We start from the raw sequence: 20,338 nt of genomic DNA on the forward strand, positions 1-20,338 counted from the left end.
GAAAGGACTGATGCGTCAGACGTCGGACGTCTGACGCGAAAAGCCAAGGTGTTGAGCTTAAAGGTTTTCCTGCGCCCAGTTCACCGCCTGCAGGCGGTTGGACGCATTGATCTTCTTGAAGATGTTGTAGATGTGGGTCTTGATGGTGTGCGGGCTGAGATTGAGGGTGCTGGCAATCTCGGAATTCTTGGCGCCGGTGGCCATCACCTTGAGCACTTCCACTTCCCGGTCGGTGAGATTCACCTCGCTGCGAGAGAAGGTCTTGTTGAAGGTGCGGCTCTTCATCAGGTAAGCCTGCAATACCGCCCGCGGGAACCACAGCTCACCATCAAAAATGGCCTTGATGCCCTTGCTCAGCATGGCCTGGGGGCAGTCGTGCTGGAAGCCGCCATTGACCATGGGCAGGCCGGCCAGCTTGGAGAGGGCCTCTTCGCTGTTGACGTTGAACACGGCAATCAGCACATCGCCTTCCACTTCCTGGTCTTCTTCCAGCAGATGGGCAATTACCTCGTTGACATCCACCGAATGGTAATCCACCAGAAACAGGCTCTGCTGCACCTGGCGAAGCTGCTCGGTGGTGATGGTGGTAACCGAGCTGATTGTTTCTGCAGGAATGGCTTCCTTGGCCAGAAATTCGGTCAACAGCGCATTCTGCAAATGCTGGCTGCCGACCACATAGACCTGCTGTACGTTAAGTTGGCTGTTCATGGGCCCCGTCCGTGACTACCTCAGGTGCCGGGCCGCCATATTCAAAGTCACTAATGGTGGTCCGTTACCTAAGAAAAAAAACCTATCAAGGTATGAATCTATCACCGCTTTGGAGGGGGTTCAATTTGCACATGGGCCGTAGCGCCCAGTTTTAACGATTTTTGGGCCGGCTGCCCGGCAAAACCGCAGTGGGGGCCCCCTGCTCGGGGAATCTGCTACACTGCCGGCCGCTGTTGGCCGTTACTTCCGGCAGCACCTGGTCATGCTTCTTTTTTCGTTCAGCAGGATCTTCCCATGAGTACAGATTCATCCGGTCAGTCTGCCCTGACCCCCCTTGAGCGTCGCGCCGCCAGTGCCCTGGCCTCCATCTTTTCCCTGCGCATGCTCGGGCTTTTCATGATTTATCCGGTTTTTTCCGTCTACGCCCGTCATCTGCCCGGTGCCACACCGGTGACCATCGGGTTGGCTCTGGGCATCTATGGGCTGACCCAGGCCCTTTTGCAGATTCCGTTTGGTCTCTGGTCCGACCGTATCGGGCGGCGCAAGGTGATCACCATCGGGTTGTTGTTGTTTGCCGCCGGCAGTGTGCTGGCCGCCCTGTCACACAGTATCTACGGCATTATCGCCGGCCGCGCCCTGCAGGGCGCCGGCGCCGTCGGCTCGGTGATTCTGGCGCTGATGGCCGATCTCACCCGCGATGACCAGCGCACCAAGGCCATGGCCATTATCGGCATGAGTATCGGCCTGTCCTTTGCCCTGGCGGTGGTTGCCGGTCCGGTGTTCAACAGCCATATCGGCGTCAACGGCATTTTCTGGCTGACGGCGGTGCTGGCGCTACTCGGACTGGCGGTGCTCTATATGGCCGTGCCGCAACCGGACCAGCAGCGTCTGCACCGGGACAACCAGGCGGTACCGGCACTGCTGGCCGAGGTGCTGAAAAACGGCCAGCTGCTGCGGCTGGATTTCGGTATCTTTGCCCAGCATGCCATGCTCACCGCCACCTTCCTGGGGCTGCCGGTGCTGCTGCGCGACAGCAGCGGGCTGCAGGTCGAGCAGGAATGGGCCCTGTATCTGCCGGTGTTGGCGGCGTCGGTGGTGCTGATGGTGCCGCTGATCATCTATGGCGAGCGTAATGCACGCCTCAAGAGCGTGTTTATCGGTGCCATCGTGGCGTCCGGGCTGGCGCAGCTGGTGTTTGCCCTGGGCTACCACAGCCTGTGGTTGCTGGTGCCGGTGATCGTGGTGTTTTTCACTGCCTTCAATCTGCTGGAGTCGTCATTGCCGTCGCTGATTTCCCGGCTGGCGCCGGCGGGCATGAAGGGCACCGCCATGGGGGTTTACTCCAGCTCCCAGTTTTTCGGCATCTTCGTGGGCGGCGTGGCCGGCGGCTGGCTGCAGAGCCATTTCGGCCTGCCCGGCGTGTTCGGGTTCTCGGTGCTGCTGGCGCTGCTCTGGTTGGCGGTAACGGCGGGCTTGCGTAACCCGGGCCACATGTCCAGCCGGGTGGTGTCGCTGGGGGCGTTGAAAGACGAGGCTCCGGAGTTGGCGGCCAGCCGTATTCGCGCCATTACCGGGGTGCTGGATGTGGCTGTGGCGCCGGAAGACGGTACCGCCATTCTCAAGGTGGATTCGCGCCAGTTTGATGAGCCGGCGCTGGATAATCTGCTCGGCAAGGCGCCGGCGGCCACGCCCGCATAGGCAAACACCGAGCAACCTGACACAATGCTCGTTTGAGCAAGACACGGGCAGCCGCATGGCTGCCATCCCGCGTGCTGCGAGGTGGCGCGGGGGCTGGAACCGGGGCGCCAGAGGATGCGGCAGGCCCCGGCGTTTTTCATCACACCCTGCTAGGGGAGCAAGATCATGGCGCGCGGCGTTAACAAGGTGATTCTTATCGGCAATCTGGGCGCAGACCCGGAAACCCGTTTCATGCCCAGTGGCGGGGCTGTAACCAATATCCGTCTGGCCACCAGTGAAACCTGGAAAGACCGTCAGAGCGGCCAGATGCAGGAACGTACCGAATGGCACCGGGTGGTGTTTTTCAACAAGCTGGGCGAGATTGCCGGCGAATACCTGAAAAAAGGCTCCAAGGTGTATGTGGAAGGCTCCATCCGTACCCGCAAGTGGCAGGGGCAGGATGGGCAGGACCGTTACACCACGGAAATCGTGGCCAACGAAATGCAGATGCTGGACAGCCGTGGTGAAGGCGGCGGGGGCGGCTTTGGCGGTGGTCAGGGCCAATCCGGCGGCTTCAACCAGGACCCGGGCTACTCGGAGGACAACTACGGTGGCAGCCCGTCACAGGGGCAGCAGAAACCGGCCCAGAACCAGGGTGGCGGCTTTGCCGGCCCGGCGGATGACTTTGACGACGATATCCCGTTTTAAGGCGGATTGAATGCCTCGCAAACTTACCCTGGCCCTGGTTTTTATCTTCAGCCTGCTGGTATTCGTGGTCTTGCTGATGCCGGCGGCGGTGCTGGTCGATCGGCTGCCGGTGCTGCGCCCGGCCGGGGCGCCATTGCAGTTGTCGGCGGCCCGGGGGCCCTGGTGGCATGCCCAGGTCAACTGGCGCTGGCGCCAGTTACAGGGCCAGGGCCGCTGGTCGCTCGACTGGCAGGGGCTGGTGCCCGGCCTGCGCCTGGGGGCCGAGGGCGCCGGGGCGCGTCTGTCCGGCTGGCTGGGCGCGGACTGGGGGGACTGGCAGGTCCGTGATCTGCGCCTGTCGGTGCCGGTGGCGCCGATTGCCGCCCAGGTGCCCCAGGGCAATGCGGACGGTCGGGTGGACGCCACCCTGATGCAGGCCGCCTTTGCCGAGGGGCGTATCACCTCGCTGCAGGGAACCCTGCAATACAGTGGCGGTCAGGTAACCTGGGGCCGTAATGGTTCTGCAACCGTACCGGTGTTGAATGGCCGGCTGGCCATGGATAACGGTCAACCGGGGCTGACGGTGACCGACCCCCAGGGCACCCTGTTGCTGGATGCGACGCTGGCCGACCAGCGTTTCAAATTGCGGGTAATGCGTGCCTGGCCGCAGTTGCTGGGTGTCAGCCAGGGCGGCAGCCCGGATGATGTGGTATTCCAGATGTCCCGTCCGCTGGTACTGGGCCGGGGTTGAAACGGCGCCGCCATGGCCGCCGCTAATAAAACCGTGTTTATAATCCCGGTCTTGACCGGTCGGGAAGAATGATAAGTAGAAAGCAGGGACGTTATGGTGCAGTTGGCGCAATGGGGACAAAAACAGCAGTGGGGCAAGCCGGTGCGGCTTTTGCTCGCCCTGTTGTTGCTGGTTGGCCTGGCCTACCTGCTGGCACAAACAGTCTGGCTGCTGGCCTACGGGCCTCAGGATGCGATTCCCGCGGATAGCTCCCGGCCGCGGCTGCAGGGCGGAGACAGTGGCCAGTCAGTGATGCTCAGCCAGGCCCAGGTGGATGGCTGGCAGTTGTTCGGCGCCTACCAGGCCGAGCCGGTGACCAGTGACAAACCCACCGAAGCGCCGGATACCCGTCTGCAGCTGGAGCTGCTGGGGGTATTCCAGACACCGGACAGCAAAAAGGCGTCCGCCATCATTGCCCAGAAAGGCAAGGAAGGAGAGCTGTATCACATTGGTGACAGCATTCCCGGCAACGCTTCGCTGGAAGAGATTTATCCCGATCGCGTGATTCTTCGCCGTGCCGGTCGCCTGGAAACCCTGCGCTGGTCTGATACGTCCCTGGGTGGCGTGGTGCAGACACCGTCCACGGACAACGTCAGCGACAACAATGCCCAAGCTGACAATGACAATGCGGCGGGGGCCGGGGATAGTGATCTGGCCAAACAGCGCAACCAGCTGGTTCGTCAGCTGGGGCTGGAACCGGTCAGCCAGGGCAGTGACCAGGGCTATCGTCTGGGCAGCCAGGCGCCCAAGCAGCTGATTTCCCAGGTCGGTTTGAAAAACGATGATGTCATTCTGTCGGTCAATGGTTACCCCCTGGGGGCGCCGGACAGTGACGTTCAGGCATTGCGCTCTTATCAGGAAACCCAGCAGGCGTCGATTGTGGTGCAGCGGGGTGATCAGCAATTTACCGTGAATTATCCGCCGTAGTGGTGTGGCTTCTATGACGTTTTTTCTCAGAACAATAATGGTGTTGGTGTTGTCTGCGACCGTGCTGGTCTGCCAGGCCGACGTAAAGGCCGGCGACGACGGCAAGACCTGGACGGTGAATATCCGCAACGCGGACATTCAGGCCTTTATCAGTCAGGTCGCTGACATGACCGGGAAAAACTTCGTGGTGGACCCGCGGGTGCGGGCACGGGATGTGACCGTGGTATCCACCAAGGCGCTCACCGCCGATGAGGTCTACGAGTTGTTCCTGGCCGTGCTGCAGGTTCACGGTTATGCGGCGGTGCCCGCCGGTGACGTGGTCAAGATCGTGCCCAACACCACCGCCAAGCAGAGTAACCTGCCGCTGGTCGGTGCCGGCAAGGATACCGGCGAAGAGCTGGTTACCCGGGTGATTCCGGTGAAGAATTCGCCGGTGGAAGAACTGGTGCCGGTGCTGCGACCGCTGGTGCCCCAGTACGGTCACCTGGCTGCCGTGAGCTCCGCCAATGCCCTGATCATCAGTGACCATCTGGATAATATCCGCCGGATGGAAGCCATCATCGCCAATCTGGATAACGCGGATTCCGATGATGTGGATATCATCAACCTCAAATACGCCTTCGCCGGTGACATGGTGAAAATGCTGGAAAGCCTTACCGCCCAGACCTCCGGGCGCCGGGGCAAGGGCGCCGACAGTGATATCACCGTGGTGGCCGACGAGCGCAGCAATCGCCTGTTGATCAAGGGCGATGACATGACCCGCAAGAAGCTGGCGCAGATGGTGCAGCGCCTGGATACCCCGGACAGCGAAAGCGGTGGCGTCAAGGTAGTGCGTCTGAGCCATGGTGATGCCAAGGAAATGGCCGAGTTGCTGAAGAATTTTGCCGAGGGGGCGTCCGCCCTGAAGAGCCACGGTGACGGCAAGGCCACAGCCGCGGCGACCACCGGCAGCGGTTCGGACAAGGTATCGATCCAGGCGGACGAGTCGCTCAATGCCCTGGTGATTCGGGCGGAGCCCGGCATGATGAAACAGCTGCAATCGGTGATCAGCCAGCTGGATGTCCGTCGGGCCCAGATTCTGATTGAAGCAGCCATTGTGGAGATTTCCGGCGAGCAGGGCCGTAATCTGGGCTTCCAGTACGTGGCCGGTAGTGATGAATCCGGTGTCGGCGCAGTGAACTTCAGCAATGCCGGCCTGAGCGTCAACTCGGTACTGCAGGCGCTGGCGGCGGATGATCCGACCAATCTGAGCCTGGGCGATGGCGTTACCGCAGGCCTTGGCGAAACCGATTCCAATGGCGACCTGAAGTGGGGCGCCCTGGTGCAGGCACTGGCCTCGTCCTCCGATGTGAACCTGCTGTCCACCCCCAGCATCCTCACCCTGGATAATCAGGAAGCCTCGATTGTGGTCGGTGAGAACGTGCCCTTCGTCACCGGTTCCAGCACCAACACCGGCTCCGGTGTCTCCAATCCGTTCACCACCATCCAGCGTGAAGACGTGGGCCTGACCATGAAGGTCACCCCCCATGTGGCCGGCCTTTCCACCATTCGGCTGGAGCTGGAGCAGGAAAATTCCGCGGTCAAGGACTCCGCCGGCGAGGCAGTGGATATCGTTACCACCACCCGCAAGTTGCAGAGCACGGTGCTGGCCGATGACGGCGAGACCATCGCGCTGGGTGGCCTGATCAAGGACGACATCCGCGAAACCGTTCGCAAGGTGCCGTTGCTGGGCGATATCCCGTTGCTGGGCGTGCTATTCCGTTCCACCAGCAAGTCCCACCAGAAGAGCAATCTGATGGTATTCCTGCGTCCCACCATCCTGGCGGACAACGACAAGCTGGTGACCATGAGCCGGGAAAAATACATGGGCATTGTTGCCCTGCAGTTCCGTCTCAACGACAAGGGTGAGCTGGAGCAGGTCGAGAAATACCCCACGCCCACCAATCTGGATCATATCTTCGATGGGCGTAATCCGGTGCCGCAGGATTTCCGTGACGAGTTCAAGAATGAACAGCAGCGTCCGCTGCCGGCCACCACCGAAGAGCAGCCCAAGCAGAAGACGGTGCCGGGGGTTGACCAGAAAGCGGAGCAGGGGCCGGATCTCTGATCCGTCATCCCGGTTTCAGCATCAATACAACACGCGCTTCGGCGCGTGTTGTCGTTTCAGGCAGGGGCAACGCAAGGGGGCTGTCAGGAGTCTTTCAGGGTGCGCAGGTTGTTGAGAACCCGCTGACTGCGCTCAAGTTTCTTGTTGAGTTCCACATTGTCCGGGTAGAGCGGTTGTACCTGCTTCCAGATACGGTAGGCCTCGCGGTACTGGCCGCGGGCGTAGAGCGCTTCGCCGGTGTTCATTTCCTCATCGAAGCGGCGGCGGCACCACTGTTCGGTGCGAGCCCGCTGTTGAACCAGGGCGTCATTGCCCCGGTGGCTGTTGAGAAAGGCGCGGGCCGCCAGCAAGTCCTTCAGCTGGCCGCTGTCCTGATAGGTCGCCATCAGTGATTCGGCCTTGGCCTGCAGGGCATTGTTCTGGCGAGCCTTGGCCTGTTGCTGTTCGTTATTGAGAATGCTGCGTGCCCGGCTGAGCAGCTCTGGCGTGGGTTCCCCCGGTGCCAGGCGGTGGGCGGTGTCCAGTAGCTCGCGGGTTTGCTGCCAGTGCTGGCGGTCGGCGTAGTACTCGCCCAGGTGATTGAGATCCGCGATCAGCTGTTTTCTTTCTTGCTCCAGCTGCGTGACTTCACGGCGGGCCGCCGGGTCGCTGTACTGTGCCAGCGTCTTGTCCAGCGTGGGCTGTAACAGCAGGGCGCGGGCCTGGGCCAGGCGGCGCTCGGCCAGCAGCTGGTTGAGCTGCGCGGCCTGTTTGGCCTGCAGACTCTCACGCAGTGCCTGCAGGGAGGTGGGGTCCACCACCTGCGCGATGGTGCTGTCGATCAGATCAAAGGCCTGCTGCCACTGTTTGTCGCGGCTCAGGGCCAGGGCGTCATGCTCGGCCCGGGTCCGGTAGGCCTGGCTGGCCTGGCGAATATCGGGGTACTGCTCCTGCAGCGCGGCATATTGGGGGTGGTCGCTACCGGTGTGCTCAATGATGGCCGCAGCGGTGGCAAAATCATCCCGGGCCAGTGCCTCTTCCACCTTTTGCTGCTGGTTGCCCAGGTTTATCAGGGTATGACAGCCGGCAGTGAGCAGTGTGGCCAGTAGTAGACTGCTTTTACGCACGTTGCTGTTCCCCGTTGAGCTTGACCAGGAACTGGGCAATACGTTGTTCCATAAGGGTTTCCGACAGGGCATGTACGCCATCCACCCGGAAGGTGCTGACCGGTTCGCTCTTGCCGCGAATACGCATGGAGCCATACTCGGTGGCCCGCACCCGGGAGGCAATGTTGGGGTTGCTGAGCAGGGGGGCGGCAGCAATGATTTCGCCGCCGGAAGCCATGTTCGACAGCCGCGATGCCAGGTTCACCGCATCCCCCACCACCGTATATTGCATGCGGTCGCGGGAGCCCAGGTTGCCGGCCAGCATGTCACCGGAATTGATGCCGATACGGAATTCCACCGTGGTCTGGCCGCGACTGTGACGACATTCATTCAGGCGGGTGACCAGCCGCTGGATCATCACCGCACAGCAGAGGCCGTGGAAAAGATGCTCGTCATCCTTTTCCGGCACGCCGAACACGATCATGGCGCAGTCACCCATGTACTTGTCGATGGTGCCCCGGTAGAAGGTGGTGGCAGTGGTAATGGCATCGAAATAGACGTTGAGCATTTTGGCCACCGCATCCGGGGCCATGGTTTCGGACAGTCGGGTAAAGCCGACAATGTCGGCAAACACCACGGTGGCCTTCACATCGCGGCCGCCCAGTTGCACCTGATCCAGATCCGCCATCATGTTGCGGGCCACCGACGGGCTGACAAAGCGCTGCAAAACCCGCTCTACCTGGTCCTTCTCCAGCATGCCGTGGGCCATGCTGTTGTAGGCCTCGATCAGGCCGCCGATTTCATCGTTGCGGCGGTCTTCAATGCGGTAATTGAAATCCCCCTTGCGCATGGCACTGGTGGCGGCCAGCAGGTCGTGGATTGGCCGGGCCAGGCGGCGGCTGATCAGGAAGGCGGCAATAATGGCGATCAGGCTCATGATCAGGGTGGCGGTGATCATGGTGTCACGCACTTCACGGCGGGCCGCCATGATCGGGCGTTCGGACAGGGAGGCGGCGGCAAAACCGGCGGTCATGTCCCCCACTTCAATGGGCGCGAAGTAGGTGGTGATCGGCTCGCCGGCCAGGGTCCAGCGCTTGGTGGGCTGCCCCAGGGGCGAGGCGGCCAGCGGCAGAATGCCGGCCTTGTCCACCAGGTTGCCATTGCGATCAAAGAGTGCGGCGCCGCGCACGCTGTCGCTGCGGGTCAGGTTGTTGAGCTGCACCTTGAGCAGGAAGGTGTCCTCGGCCAGCAGGGGTTCACGGGCGGTGTTGGCCAGTTGTACGGCAATGGCGCTGCCAAAGCTGTCCGCCTGTTCCCGCATGTGGGTCAGCTGGGTATTGAGTAGCAGGCTGCCGAGGATGGTCATGCCGCATAGCAGCAACAGGGAAATGGACAGCCCCATCTTCCAGGCCACGGGGAAATATTCAGGCACATAGGGAGCCAGCCACTCACCCAGGCGAGTGCGCTTCGAGGCAGCCTGTTGTCCCTGTTTTTCTGTCACCGTGCTTCCTGGTTGCTTGTCAGCGTCGGGCCATGCTGTCACATTCGACAGGGCCCTGACGGGAATCGGTTCCGACCGGTTCCGTGCCTTAGGGTTCCCTAACCATAGCAGTTTTGTATGGTTAGGTAATTAGTTGTACATACCCTTTATCTGACGGAGCTGTCGGACACTAACCATGGCGTTTATAAGAGAAAGACAACTGTCGGCCAACGGGCTGGATTTTTTTATTGCCGAGGCCGGTGAAACCGGCCAGCCGCTGGTGTTGTGCCTGCATGGCTTTCCCGAGTGCTGGGCATCCTGGCGTTACCAGTTGCCGGTGCTGGCCCAGTCCGGTTATCACGCGGTGGCGCCGGACCTGCGCGGTTATGGATTCACCGGTGGCCCCGTCGAGGTGGAGGCCTACCGACAGAGTCAGCTGGCGGCGGATGTGGCGGCCCTGATCGAGGCTATGGGCCATGAACAGGCCATTGTGATCGGTCATGACTGGGGCAGTGCCCTGACCTGGCAGGTGGCACGCTGTTACCCGGACAAGGTGCGTGCCCTGGTCAGCCTGTCGGTGCCCTATGGCGGGCCGGCGCCGGTGCCGCCCACCCAGGCCATGCGCAAGCTGTTCGGTGACGGGTTTTTCTACATGCTCTATTTTCAGCAGCCGGATCGGCCCGAGCAGGAGCTGGAGAAGGATGTGGATGACAGCCTGCGACGCATGTTCCATGCCCTGTCGGCGGACGGCATTGGTGATTTTCGGGTCAAGCCGGATGACACCGGCATTCTGCAGGCCATGCCGCGCCCGGAGGTGCAGCCTCGATGGATGCGCGAGGAAGACCTGGCCTACTACGTGGAGCGCTTCCGCCACAGCGGCTTTACCGGCCCGGTGAACTGGTACCGGGCCATGGATATGTCCTGGGAGGAAAGCCACCAGGACGACAACTGGCAGATCCCCATGCCGGCCCTGTTCCTCGGCGGCATGCAGGACCCGGTTGTGATGTTCAGTCAGAAGGCACTGGAGCGCATGCCCGACTATGTGCCCGATCTGCGTACCGTGATGCTGGATCATTGTGGCCACTGGATACAGATGGAGCAGGCAGCGGAAGTGAATCGGGAGATCCTGGCGTTCCTGGAGGAAGTGGATGGCTGACAGCAATTTCCACAAGGTAGGCGCCTTCCATCGTGCTTTTTCCCTGCCGCTGGAGTCGCAGCCGGTGGTACCGGACGATCGCACCGTTCGGTTGCGCCTGGCCCTGCTGCTGGAGGAGTTTCATGAGCTGGCCGAGGCGGTTTGCCAGCAACCGGAATCGGGCCAGCAGGCCTTTCTGGATACCCTGGCGCTGGCCCGCCGGCAACTGGAAACCCTGGCGGACTTTCAGGTGGATCTGGTGGCAGTGGCCGATGCCCTGACTGATATCAACTATGTCACCTACGGGGCCGGCCATACCTTTGGTATCGATCTCAATGCGACCTGTGAGGAAGTGCACCGCAGCAACATGAGCAAACTGGGTGCCGATGGCAAACCGGTGAAGGATGCCCGGGGCAAGGTGCTGAAGGGGCCGGACTACCAACCGCCGGCGCTGGACCGGGTGCTGGCGGCCCAGCAGGACTAGCCGCCCGCTAGACCTGCAAGCCCATGCCGTCCGGAAGGGTATCGGTGAGTATCTCGAAGGCGCCCCCGTGGGCGCTGTGCAATACCCGGTCGGGCTGGCCCTTGAGTCGCAGGGTGGCAGTGACCTGGGCCAGTTTGCTGTTCAGGCAGATTTTGTTGCCGCCAGGCGGGTTGTAATAGGTCAGGGCGGCGACCCGGTCGTTGCGTGAATGCATGTGGACCGTGAGTCGGGCCTGCCCGCACGCCGTGTTCAGTTGCCAGCGAAAGGGCTGGTAGTGGGCCCGGGCGGCGAGGGCCTTGAGGGGCCGGTTGAACAGCAGCGTCTGATCCCCCACCCGCAGGGCGGCCACCGTCAGCTTTGGCGTATGGATCGGCCCCAACTTGACCTGGGCGGTGGCACACTCGAGAAACACATCCGGGGCATTGTCGAAGCCGGCCACCTGGCCCCAGGCATAGCGGTCGGTATGCTGGCTGCCCCAGTTATGGTTTTCGCTGCCGCGCCACTGTTGTAGTGACAGGGTTTCGCCATCCAGGGTCAGGGTGCCATTAACGGCAATTCCCGGTCGGCTAACCAGAGATTTGGCTTTCGGCAGGCGCTTGTCATACAGCGCCGCGGGCAACAGTAGCAGCGGCGCCTGGCCTTCATCATAGTCCAGTGACCAGGCCAGATGTTGCTGGCGGTGTTGTAGCTGGCCGGTCAGCTGGCCGGGAATCAGCCGATTGTCGCCAATGCAGATATCCATGCCATCACGGCCGAAGTGGCAGTCCGCCAGCGGAAATTCTTCCTTGAGGGCGGTGGTCTGGCCCTTCTCCCCGTCGGAATATACCGCCCAGACTTCGCCCAGGGCCGGACGCTCATCAGCGGCTCGGAACAGGGTGTAGCGAATCCAGATGGCCAGCGGCCGGGACGGGTGATTGGCCCGCACAAACCAGGATTCGTAGTGGCCACCGTGATCACCGGCCTGCAGGCCGTAATAGGGGATCGTCACTGCCCGTCTCCATAGGCCTTGTCTTCGCGCACCAGCCGCAGGGCGGTGAACGGGAAGGCCAGCATGCTATCGCGATAAGCGACCTGCGCCCGGCCCAGTGTCTGGTGGTCGCGGCTGACCGTCAACGGGCAGGTCACCAGGGATTGGAGCAGGCCGCCGCGGCCGTACTGTTTTTGCCCTTCAACCCGCAGCAGGCCGTGTTCCGGGTGGCGGAAGGTGAGCCAGTAATGTGGCCCGCTCAGGCGGATGGTGAGCTCGCCCTCGCAGGGAAAGTGTTCGCCGTCCAGGGTCACGGTGCCCTTGAAAAAGCGTGGGGCCGAGAGGGACCACACCCGGGTGGTGAAGGCGCGGATGCGGAAGGCAAAGGCGTGTTCACGGCTTTCATGGCTGAATTTCAGCCAGCCGCTCATGGCTTCCTTGAGCAGAAGTCCGGTGCTCATGGTGTTTCTCCTGAAGCGAGTAGGGAATCGGCCAGCAGGCCTGCCGCGCGGCTGGCCATGGCCATAATGGTGACCTGGGGATTGGCGCCCAGGCTGGTGGGGACGGCGGCGCCATCCATCACATACAGACCTGGCGTATCAAAGACCCGGTGATGCGAGTCACAGACGCCCTCGCTTGCCTTTGCTGCCAGCCGGGCTGTGCCCAGGGGGTGGTAGGCGGTGATCAGAAAATCCCGGGGCTTGAGCGGGCCGGCCAGGAAGGCGGCCAGCTCCTGTTCATTGTGTAGCCGTTTCATTCCCTGCATCCCAGGTATCAACACCTGTTCGGCCCCGGCCCGCAGGTACCAGCGCGCCAGGGTCTCGATGCCGCGCAGGAAAAGCGCAAAATCCTGCCGGTTCAGGTGGTAGCGGATCAGTGGCAGGCCCGGGCGGGGGCCCCGGTGCACACTGCCCTCGGAACTGTCGCGGACCATGAAGCCGAAGTAGGCGGTGTGCGGGTATTGCTCGGTGAAGTGTACCCAGTCACGGCCATAGAGATTGTTGAGCAGGCTGTGTCCGGCCAGGGGCACAGTACCGCCTTCAAACATCAGCCCCTGGTCGGCCAGATCGGCCACCCCGAATCCCTGGGGGATGCTGCGACTGTTGGCTAGATCCTGACCCGCAAACACGGCATTGACCACACCGGCCGGGTGCAGTGTCAGGTGGCGCCCCAGATGACGATTACGGACGCCCTGTTGGCGCAGGAACAGGGGCGTAAACAGGCTGCCCATGGCTACCACCGTGGCAGAGGCTTTCAGGGTCAGCGTTACGGTGCACCCGTCGGTATTGCGACCGCTGGCGGTCAGGCCGGTGACCCGGTTGCCCTGCCAGTGCAGGCGCTGTGCCCGGAAACCACAGAACAGAAAGGCGCCGCGCTCAAGAGCTCGGGGGATGTAGCTGACATTGGTGGACTGCTTGGCATCCGTGGGGCAACCGAACTGGCAAAGCCCCTGGCCATCACAGCCCTCGGCGTTGCGCATCAGCCGGTGGCGCTGCTTGAAACCGTCGGCGGCGGCCCCCCGGTCGATCAGGTCGCCGATCGGGCCAACGGCGTCGGCGCTGGCCTGCTGCACCTTGAGCATGGCTTCCACATTGTCAAAATACGGCGCCATGGTCTGGTCGCTGAAGTCGCTCAACCCCTGCTGGCGCCAGCGGGCGAGGATGGCCGGGGGCGTGCGCATGCAGGTGCCGGAGTTGATGGTGGTGGTGCCGCCCACGTTGCAGCCCACCGGCACCGGGATGATGGCGTTGCCCAGCGCCACCGTGGCACCCAGGCTGCGGTAGAGCTTGGGGATCACCTCGGTGAGCTTGCCGTTGAAATCCCGCCGGTCGTAGTAATCGCCTTCTTCCACGATCACCACCGCCAGGCCTCGGCAGGCCAGTTCGTAGGCGGCCGCGGCACCACCGGCGCCGGAGCCGATCACTACCACGTCCGCGTCCAGGGTCATGTCTTGCTGGCAGTCGGTGGCGCGGGTGATCTGTTGTTGCCAGCGGAAAGTTTCAATCTGGGCGGGCAGCTGCACCGGCGGGCGGCATCCGGTGGCGGCCTCGACCTGTTCGTCCAGCACATAGGCGGCCTTGAAGGGCAGGCTCAGCAGTCGTAGCAGCTTGCCGGAGATGGCGGTATCGGACAGTTGCTGGATAAAGGTGTCACGCGCCTGGTGGCCGGCCCGGTGAAAACGTCGGCCACGGCTGACAATATGACGGCCCTCCAGCCACCACAGACCGGCGCGCAGGGCGCGGCGGGCCAGCCGCCGTGATTGCAGCTGTTGATCAAGTTTGCCGAGCAGTGCGGGTACGTCCGCCGCCGGCAATCTCTGACCGGCGGGGAACAGGCTGTGGCACAGGGCACTTGCCGTGGCGTCATTGCGAAGGAAATACGTCATGCCGCCAGTCTAGCGACCTGCAATCCGGGCGCTTGTCTCTAGCTGCAATCGCAGCGGGTATCTACGGCCAAACGGTCCTATTGCTGATCTGCATCAAGGCGGGCAGGGGGCGGGTGAGCAAAATAGCAACGGGGCCCGAGAGCCCCGCTGCGTATGCTTCCGGAGGTCTCCGGAATCTGGGCCCCGACGGGGCCCTTTTTTTATTACCAGTGGATGCCCTTGAACAACCGGGAGAAGGCGGCCTGCTCGCGGCTGATCTTCTTCGGGGTGCCTTCCTTCTGGCCCATGGCGGCGGCCGAATCCGAGAACAGCTTGTAACCGGTATTCATGATGGTCTCGGTGACCTTCGGCGTGATGAAGTGCATTACCTGCCCCATGATGCCCAGGTTGGTGGCAATGCGTTTGGGCTGGCGCACGATAGCGTCGCAGATCATGTCCGCGGCCTGGGCCGGGCTGATGGTCGGCACGTGGTTGTAGATCTTGGTGGGCGCGATCATCGGCGTGCGCACCAGCGGCATGTTGATGGTGGTAAAGCGAATGCCCTCGTGGGCCAGCTCACTGGCGGCACAGCGGGTAAAGGCATCCAGCGCTGCCTTGGAGGCCACATAGGCGGAGAAGCGCGGTGCATTGGTCAGTACGCCGATACTGGAGATATTGATCACGTGCCCGCCGCCGTTTTCGATCATGGTCGGCAGCAGGTCCATGATCAGTCGCAGGGCGCCAAAGTAGTTGAGCTGCATGGTGCGCTCGTAATCATGGAAGCGGTCAAAGGCGTGGGCCACGGAGCGGCGGATGGAGCGCCCGGCGTTGTTGACCAGTACATCCACCTTGCCGTGATCGGCAAGGACCTGCTTGATCAAGCGATCCACATCCTCAAGGTCCGACACGTCACAGCTATAGGCCTGGGCGGTGCCGCCCAGCTGTTCGATTTCGTGCAGGGTTTCTTCCAGCTTTTCCGCAGTCCGGGCGATGACCAGCACGGTGGCGCCGGCGCGGGCCAGTTTCAGGGCGCTGGCCTTGCCGATACCGGAAGTGGCGCCGGTGACCATGACCACCTTGCCGGCCACCCGCTCGGGCAGGGTCGGCAGCGGTTGCAGCTCATCCTTGCGCTCGCCCCGGTCCGGGTCCAGGTGGTTTTCCCAGAAGTCCCACAGTTGTTGGATGTAGCTTTCCAGATCCGGGACTTCGATGCTGCTGCCTTCCAGGGCTTCATGGGCACGACGGTTGTCGTATTCGGTGGGGAAGGTCAGGAACTTGAGCGCGGACGGCGGGATGTCCAGATTCTCCAGGGCGGCATTAAGCACCATCTTGGGCGTCAGGGCGCTGACCCCTTTCTTGACGAAGCCGGGGACGCTGCCAAACAGGCGATTGTCCAGCTTGACGGGCATGCGCGGTGCCTGGGCGGCGCCGGCAATGATATCCATGATCTCACCCAGGTTGTAGCTGCGGTCCGCGGTGAGATGGAAGCACTGGCCATCCCGACCGTCCTGGTGAGCAATGTGGTCCAGCGCGCTGGCGACAAAGTCCACCGGCACCACGTTGAAGTGACCGCCTTCCACACCCACCAGCGGCATCCAGTTGGGCAGGAAGTCCTTCAGTTTCTGGGTGAACTTGAACAGGTAATAGGGGCCGTCGATCTTGTCCATCTCGCCGGTTTCGGAGTGGCCGACCACCATGGCCGGGCGATAGATGCGCCAGGGCAGCTTGCTTTCCTGGCGAACCAGCGCTTCGGACTCGTGCTTGGTGAGCAGGTAAGGATCATCCAGACCCTGGGCCTGTTCGAACATGTCCTCGGTGAAGGTGCCATCGTAGAGGCCGGCGGCGGCGATGGAGGACACATGGTGGAAACAGCCAGCCTTCAGCTTTTCCGCCAGTTTCAGGGTCTGGCGGGTGCCTTCGATATTGGTATAGCGCTGGGTGTTTTCGTCGGCGGTCAGGTCATAGATGGCGGCCAGGTGAAAGAAATGGTCGATCTGGCCGGCCAGATCATCCTGGTCACGCTTGCTGACACCCAGCAGCTTTTCATTGATGTCACCGCTAATGGCGACCAGCTGGTCGGGGCTGGCTCCCAGGCGAGTGCGCAGGGCGTCCAGCTTGTACTCCGAGCCCGGACGTACCAGGGCAAAGACGCGGGCGTCCTCGCGCTTGAGCAGACGTCCAACCAGAAAACGGCCGATGAAGCCGGTGGCACCAGTAACAAAGTAGTTCATGTAAGTCCCCTTGTGTTGCTTCCCTGCCGGGTGTGCCGGTCAGTGCGTTGTAGCGTTCAGCGCAGTGTCAGTATTGATAATGCGCCGGCCAATTGCCAAGGGCCAGTGGCCTTTGGCTAACAGTTGTGAGTTGAATTTTTTACGACTAACAAGTGTTCGTCAAGTTTTTTTGTGTAAACGAGGAGAAAGTTGCCAATAAGCCCTGCATCGTGGGATTATTTGCCTAACAACTGTTAGTGAATGCATATGACTGAAACCGCCCGCCAACGCCAGAAACGTCAGACCCGCGAGAAAATCCTGCAGGCGGCCCGCCGTCTCATGCAGGGCGGGCGCGGCCTCGACAGCCTCGGCCTGCGCGAGGTGGCCCGGGAATCCGGGCTGGCTGCCACCTCGCTTTACAACCACTTTCCGGATATGGATGCGCTGGGCCTGGCATTGATTGACAGCTGCTGTTTTCGCCTGCGGTCGGCCATGGAGGAGGGCCGGCGCAGCATGATCGAGATTGGCTCGGCTCGCGCCATCGAGGAGCTGGTGGCTCGCTTCGTCCGTTACCTGGAAGACAATGGCAACGATTTTCGGGTGCTGGTGCAGCAACGATTGGGTAGCCATGACCGTTATCGCCTGCGCATTCAGCGCGAGTTGCAGTTGCTGGTCGACGAGCTGGCGGAGGATGTGCGCCAGGCCCTGGCCCACAACCAGCGCCCGCCGGTACCGGCGGAACTGGAGGCGGAGGCGGCCATTGCCATCATGTTCGGGGTCGGCATCAGCATGCTGGATGTGGCGCCGGCCCAACGGGCGATTCTGGCGGATCATGCCTGCCAGCAGCTCAAGATGATGGCTCTGGGGGGGCGGGCCATGGCCCAGGGTGTCACGCTTTGATATGCACAAATGTGACGCAATTGGTAGGTTTGTGACACTTTCTGGTATACAACAGCAGGCTACATTACCGATGAGTGCCACAGGAGGTGGCAAATGGCCTTCGATCCCAGGGACCCTTACGACGCGGCGGCGCTTTACGACATGTGGCTCAACTGCAGCCACTGCCCGGCCACGTTCGATTTCGAGCCCGGTGGTGCCATTGATCTGGACTACTATCACCGCATCGGGCAGCAGGCCCGGCATGACGGCTGGTCTGTGCTGCCCACCCGGGAAACCGCCGATGAGCTCGTTTTCACGGTGCTGTGCCCGGCCTGCACCGAGCGTCTGGGCGTGGATGGCTGTGAGGGGCGTCTGGAAATGGCGGCCCCGGCCATTGATGAAATCTGCCGGGCCATGCGTGACGCCTCCGGTCAGGCTGCCTGATCACTGCGGTCATCGCCGCTGCCCTCCCTGCCCGTTAGACTGACCCCTCACTTTCCTGCCACGAGGGGTACCATGACCGCCGATTCCCTGTCCCTGGCTGATGCACTGCGTCAGCGCCGTTCCGTTCGAGGTTTTCAGTCTCGCCGGGTGCCACAGCCTACCCTGGAAGAGGTCTTTGGCCTGGCCCAGCTGGCACCGTCCAATTGCAACATCCAGCCCTGGAAAGTGTGGGTGGCCTCCGGTGATGTAAAAGACGAACTGAGCCGTCGCATGGTGGAAAAGGTGTCCGCCGGCGTCCCCTTTGCGCCGGATTACGAGAGTTTGCCGCGGTTTCAGGATGAATACCGCGAGCGTCAGGTGGAATGCGCCATGGCCCTGTATGGCAGCATGGGCATTGCCCGGGAGGATCGGCAGGGCCGCCAGCGTGCCGAGCTGCGCAATTTTCAGATGTTCGATGCCCCCCATGTGGCCTTCATCGGCATGGAAAGCCAGTTCGGTGTCACCGTGGCGCTGGATGTGGGCATGTACGTACAGTCTCTGTTGCTGACCATGACCGCCTACGGCATCGGCTCCTGCGCCCAGGGCAGCATGCGCTATTATCCGCAGGATGTGCGCGACGTCTTCGGTATCCGTGACGGGCTGTCCATTCTGCTGGGTATCAGTTTCGGTTACGAGGACGATCAGGTGGCGGCCAACCGTACCCGGGTGGGCCGTGTGCCGGTGGATCAGTCGGTGACCTACAAGGGCTGAGCCCGGCGCGGTGGTACAAAATGTGTTATGATGGTCGTTTTCCCCACACAGCATTGTTCATGATCATCGTCAAAGGCTCATTCCCGGTTAAGGAAAACGATCAGCCCCGTGCCCTGGATCTGGTCCAGGCGCTTGCCCGCGCCGCCCGCAAGGATCGGGGCTGCCTGGCCTATGAGGTCTATCTGCAGGCGGATGAGCCCCGTGTGATCATGGTCTGGCAGCAGTGGACCTCACTGGACGCGCTGGAAACCCATTTCGCATCCTCTCACGTGGATTCCTTCCTGGATGCCATCCCCGACATGCTCGATGGTGATGTGACCTCCACCCACTTCGATGTCACCCACCAGGACGGTGAGCCGCTGGCCGAGGATATGGACGGCCACGATATCGCGCCCCTGGTGCTGGCGGACAACATCACCCTGCACTGATCAATGGTCTTGATGGCATGGCTTGGCTGACGGCGTTCATGGCGTTTGTCGCTAATGTGATCATTGCCGCCCTGCGTAAGGCCTGCTCACACTACCAAGACGGCTCAACCCGAGGGGCTGCCCCCTTTTTCCGCCCAGCAGCGCCATGCGCTATTTATGTAGAATGACTACATGGCACATCGTCTGACACCATTGGACGAAAAAATGCATTCAGCAGGAGCCGTCTCGGTAGTGTGAACAGGCCCTGGCCTGTTTTCCGACAGCCTGGTCAGCGCAGGAGAATCCATGAAGACCCGTATCGAGTCCGTCGAGGACATTACCGCCAGCTTTGCCCGCCAGGGTTACATCTGCAGCGAGCGTATCGCGCTGGCGGTCTACCTGGCGGCCCAGCTGCACAAACCGGTACTGGTGGAAGGCCCACCCGGAGTTGGCAAGACCGAGCTGGCCAAGGCTGCGGCGGCCTTCCTTGAAGCGCCGCTGATCCGGCTGCAATGCTATGAGGGGCTCGACGAGAGCCGGGCCCTGTATGAATGGAAATACGGCAAGCAGCTGCTTTATACCCAGCTGCTGCGCGATAAGCTCGGTGGCCTGCTGGCCGATACCGATGATCTGGAAAGCAGCATGGCGCGCCTGGGGGACCTGGGCGAGGCCTTCTATAGTGATACCTTTCTCGAGCCCCGCCCGCTGCTCCACGCCCTGCGCAGCGAGGAACCGGCGGTGCTGCTGATTGACGAGATCGACAAGGCGGATCAGGAGTTCGAGGCCTTTCTGCTGGAGTTGCTGTCGGATTTCCAGATTTCCATTCCCGAGCTGGGCACCGTGCGGGCCCGTCACCAACCACTGGTGGTGCTGACCAGCAATGACCAGCGGGAACTGTCCGATGCCCTCAAGCGCCGTTGCCTGCATCTCTATATTCCCTACCCGGATGCGGCGTTGGAAAACCGTATTGTCAGCGAGCGTGTGCCGGGGCTCGATGCCCGGCTGAGCGAGCAGCTGGTCGGCTTTATCCAGCACCTGCGCGAGCAGGACATGAAGAAGCTGCCAGCCATTTCCGAGACCCTGGACTGGGCCCGAGCGCTGGTACTGCTGCATGCGGACAGTCTGGAGCAGGAGCAGGTGGCCGATACTCTCAATCTGGTGCTCAAGCACGAACAGGATGTGACCCTGGCCCGGGACCTGTTGCCTCGCTGGTTGCGTCAGCAGCGGAGCCGCTGA

19 protein-coding genes are annotated in these 20,338 nt (G+C 62.1%); 12 read left to right on the forward strand and 7 right to left on the reverse strand.

The window, feature by feature from the left end; all coding sequences use genetic code 11:
* Nucleotides 1-57 precede the first annotated feature (57 nt).
* Nucleotides 58-708, reverse strand: a complete 651-nt coding sequence (locus A11A3_RS08490) for a response regulator transcription factor (RefSeq protein ID WP_008928875.1) — start codon at nucleotides 706-708, stop codon at nucleotides 58-60.
* 294 nt (nucleotides 709-1,002) lie between these two features.
* Here A11A3_RS08490 and A11A3_RS08495 point away from each other — a divergent pair, with 294 nt between their 5' ends.
* The 5 genes from A11A3_RS08495 to gspD all read left to right on the forward strand — a co-directional run bounded on the left by A11A3_RS08495 (nucleotide 1,003) and on the right by gspD (nucleotide 6,896).
* Nucleotides 1,003-2,406 (forward strand): MFS transporter, encoded by a 1,404-nt coding sequence (locus A11A3_RS08495; protein WP_008928876.1) that lies wholly within the window; start codon nucleotides 1,003-1,005, stop codon nucleotides 2,404-2,406.
* 165 nt (nucleotides 2,407-2,571) lie between these two features.
* On the forward strand, nucleotides 2,572-3,093 hold the full coding sequence (gene ssb / locus A11A3_RS08500) for a single-stranded DNA-binding protein (RefSeq protein WP_008928877.1): 522 nt from the start codon (nucleotides 2,572-2,574) through the stop codon (nucleotides 3,091-3,093).
* 10 nt (nucleotides 3,094-3,103) lie between these two features.
* Nucleotides 3,104-3,823, forward strand: a complete 720-nt coding sequence (gene gspN / locus A11A3_RS08505; protein ID WP_008928878.1) for a type II secretion system protein N — start codon at nucleotides 3,104-3,106, stop codon at nucleotides 3,821-3,823.
* A gap of 93 nt (nucleotides 3,824-3,916) precedes the next feature.
* Nucleotides 3,917-4,789 carry a type II secretion system protein N gene (locus A11A3_RS08510; protein WP_008928879.1) on the forward strand — a complete coding sequence of 291 codons (873 nt, stop codon included), beginning with the start codon at nucleotides 3,917-3,919 and terminating at the stop codon, nucleotides 4,787-4,789.
* 13 nt (nucleotides 4,790-4,802) lie between these two features.
* Nucleotides 4,803-6,896 (forward strand): type II secretion system secretin GspD, encoded by a 2,094-nt coding sequence (gene gspD, locus A11A3_RS08515; protein WP_237738843.1) that lies wholly within the window; start codon nucleotides 4,803-4,805, stop codon nucleotides 6,894-6,896.
* Between the two features lie 83 nt (nucleotides 6,897-6,979).
* Here the strand turns inward: gspD and A11A3_RS08520 are convergent, their stop codons facing one another.
* A complete protein-coding gene (locus A11A3_RS08520; protein ID WP_008928881.1) occupies nucleotides 6,980-8,002 on the reverse strand; it encodes a hypothetical protein in 1,023 nt (340 codons plus the stop codon).
* Nucleotides 7,995-9,482: an adenylate/guanylate cyclase domain-containing protein gene (locus tag A11A3_RS08525; protein ID WP_237738844.1), complete on the reverse strand. Its 1,488-nt coding sequence runs from the start codon at nucleotides 9,480-9,482 to the stop codon at nucleotides 7,995-7,997. Before A11A3_RS08525 ends, A11A3_RS08520 begins: the two co-directional genes overlap by 8 nt.
* 175 nt (nucleotides 9,483-9,657) lie before the next feature.
* Here A11A3_RS08525 and A11A3_RS08530 point away from each other — a divergent pair, with 175 nt between their 5' ends.
* Nucleotides 9,658-10,617, forward strand: coding sequence for an alpha/beta fold hydrolase (locus tag A11A3_RS08530; protein ID WP_008928883.1), 960 nt, complete (start codon nucleotides 9,658-9,660; stop codon nucleotides 10,615-10,617).
* Entirely contained in the window at nucleotides 10,610-11,080 is a 471-nt protein-coding gene (locus A11A3_RS08535) for a pyrophosphohydrolase domain-containing protein (protein WP_008928884.1), read from the forward strand. The genes A11A3_RS08530 and A11A3_RS08535 overlap by 8 nt, the downstream gene beginning before the upstream one ends.
* A 7-nt stretch (nucleotides 11,081-11,087) precedes the next feature.
* On the opposite strand, the gene A11A3_RS08540 is transcribed toward A11A3_RS08535, so the two are convergent.
* The 4 genes from A11A3_RS08540 to A11A3_RS08555 all read right to left on the reverse strand — a co-directional run bounded on the left by A11A3_RS08540 (nucleotide 11,088) and on the right by A11A3_RS08555 (nucleotide 16,643).
* Entirely contained in the window at nucleotides 11,088-12,068 is a 981-nt protein-coding gene (locus tag A11A3_RS08540; RefSeq protein ID WP_008928885.1) for a hypothetical protein, read from the reverse strand.
* The gene (locus tag A11A3_RS08545; RefSeq protein ID WP_008928886.1) at nucleotides 12,065-12,508 is read right to left on the reverse strand and encodes a hypothetical protein; all 444 of its coding nucleotides are present in this window, start codon (nucleotides 12,506-12,508) and stop codon (nucleotides 12,065-12,067) included. The genes A11A3_RS08540 and A11A3_RS08545 overlap by 4 nt, the downstream gene beginning before the upstream one ends.
* Nucleotides 12,505-14,433 (reverse strand): FAD-dependent oxidoreductase, encoded by a 1,929-nt coding sequence (locus tag A11A3_RS08550; protein ID WP_008928887.1) that lies wholly within the window; start codon nucleotides 14,431-14,433, stop codon nucleotides 12,505-12,507. Before A11A3_RS08550 ends, A11A3_RS08545 begins: the two co-directional genes overlap by 4 nt.
* A 203-nt stretch (nucleotides 14,434-14,636) precedes the next feature.
* Nucleotides 14,637-16,643: an SDR family oxidoreductase gene (locus tag A11A3_RS08555; RefSeq protein ID WP_008928888.1), complete on the reverse strand. Its 2,007-nt coding sequence runs from the start codon at nucleotides 16,641-16,643 to the stop codon at nucleotides 14,637-14,639.
* Between the two features lie 246 nt (nucleotides 16,644-16,889).
* On the opposite strand from A11A3_RS08555, the gene fabR reads away from it, so the two are divergent.
* From fabR to A11A3_RS08580, 5 genes are all read left to right on the forward strand, one after another.
* Nucleotides 16,890-17,522: an HTH-type transcriptional repressor FabR gene (gene fabR, locus A11A3_RS08560; protein WP_008928889.1), complete on the forward strand. Its 633-nt coding sequence runs from the start codon at nucleotides 16,890-16,892 to the stop codon at nucleotides 17,520-17,522.
* A gap of 93 nt (nucleotides 17,523-17,615) precedes the next feature.
* Nucleotides 17,616-17,945: a hypothetical protein gene (locus A11A3_RS08565; RefSeq protein WP_008928890.1), complete on the forward strand. Its 330-nt coding sequence runs from the start codon at nucleotides 17,616-17,618 to the stop codon at nucleotides 17,943-17,945.
* A gap of 72 nt (nucleotides 17,946-18,017) precedes the next feature.
* The gene (locus A11A3_RS08570; RefSeq protein WP_008928891.1) at nucleotides 18,018-18,695 is read left to right on the forward strand and encodes a nitroreductase; all 678 of its coding nucleotides are present in this window, start codon (nucleotides 18,018-18,020) and stop codon (nucleotides 18,693-18,695) included.
* Between the two features lie 59 nt (nucleotides 18,696-18,754).
* The gene (locus tag A11A3_RS08575) at nucleotides 18,755-19,123 is read left to right on the forward strand and encodes a putative quinol monooxygenase (protein WP_040296940.1); all 369 of its coding nucleotides are present in this window, start codon (nucleotides 18,755-18,757) and stop codon (nucleotides 19,121-19,123) included.
* A gap of 285 nt (nucleotides 19,124-19,408) precedes the next feature.
* Entirely contained in the window at nucleotides 19,409-20,338 is a 930-nt protein-coding gene (locus tag A11A3_RS08580; RefSeq protein WP_008928893.1) for an AAA family ATPase, read from the forward strand.

This window comes from Alcanivorax hongdengensis A-11-3, from assembly GCF_000300995.1.
Classification (GTDB): domain Bacteria; phylum Pseudomonadota; class Gammaproteobacteria; order Pseudomonadales; family Alcanivoracaceae; genus Alcanivorax; species Alcanivorax hongdengensis.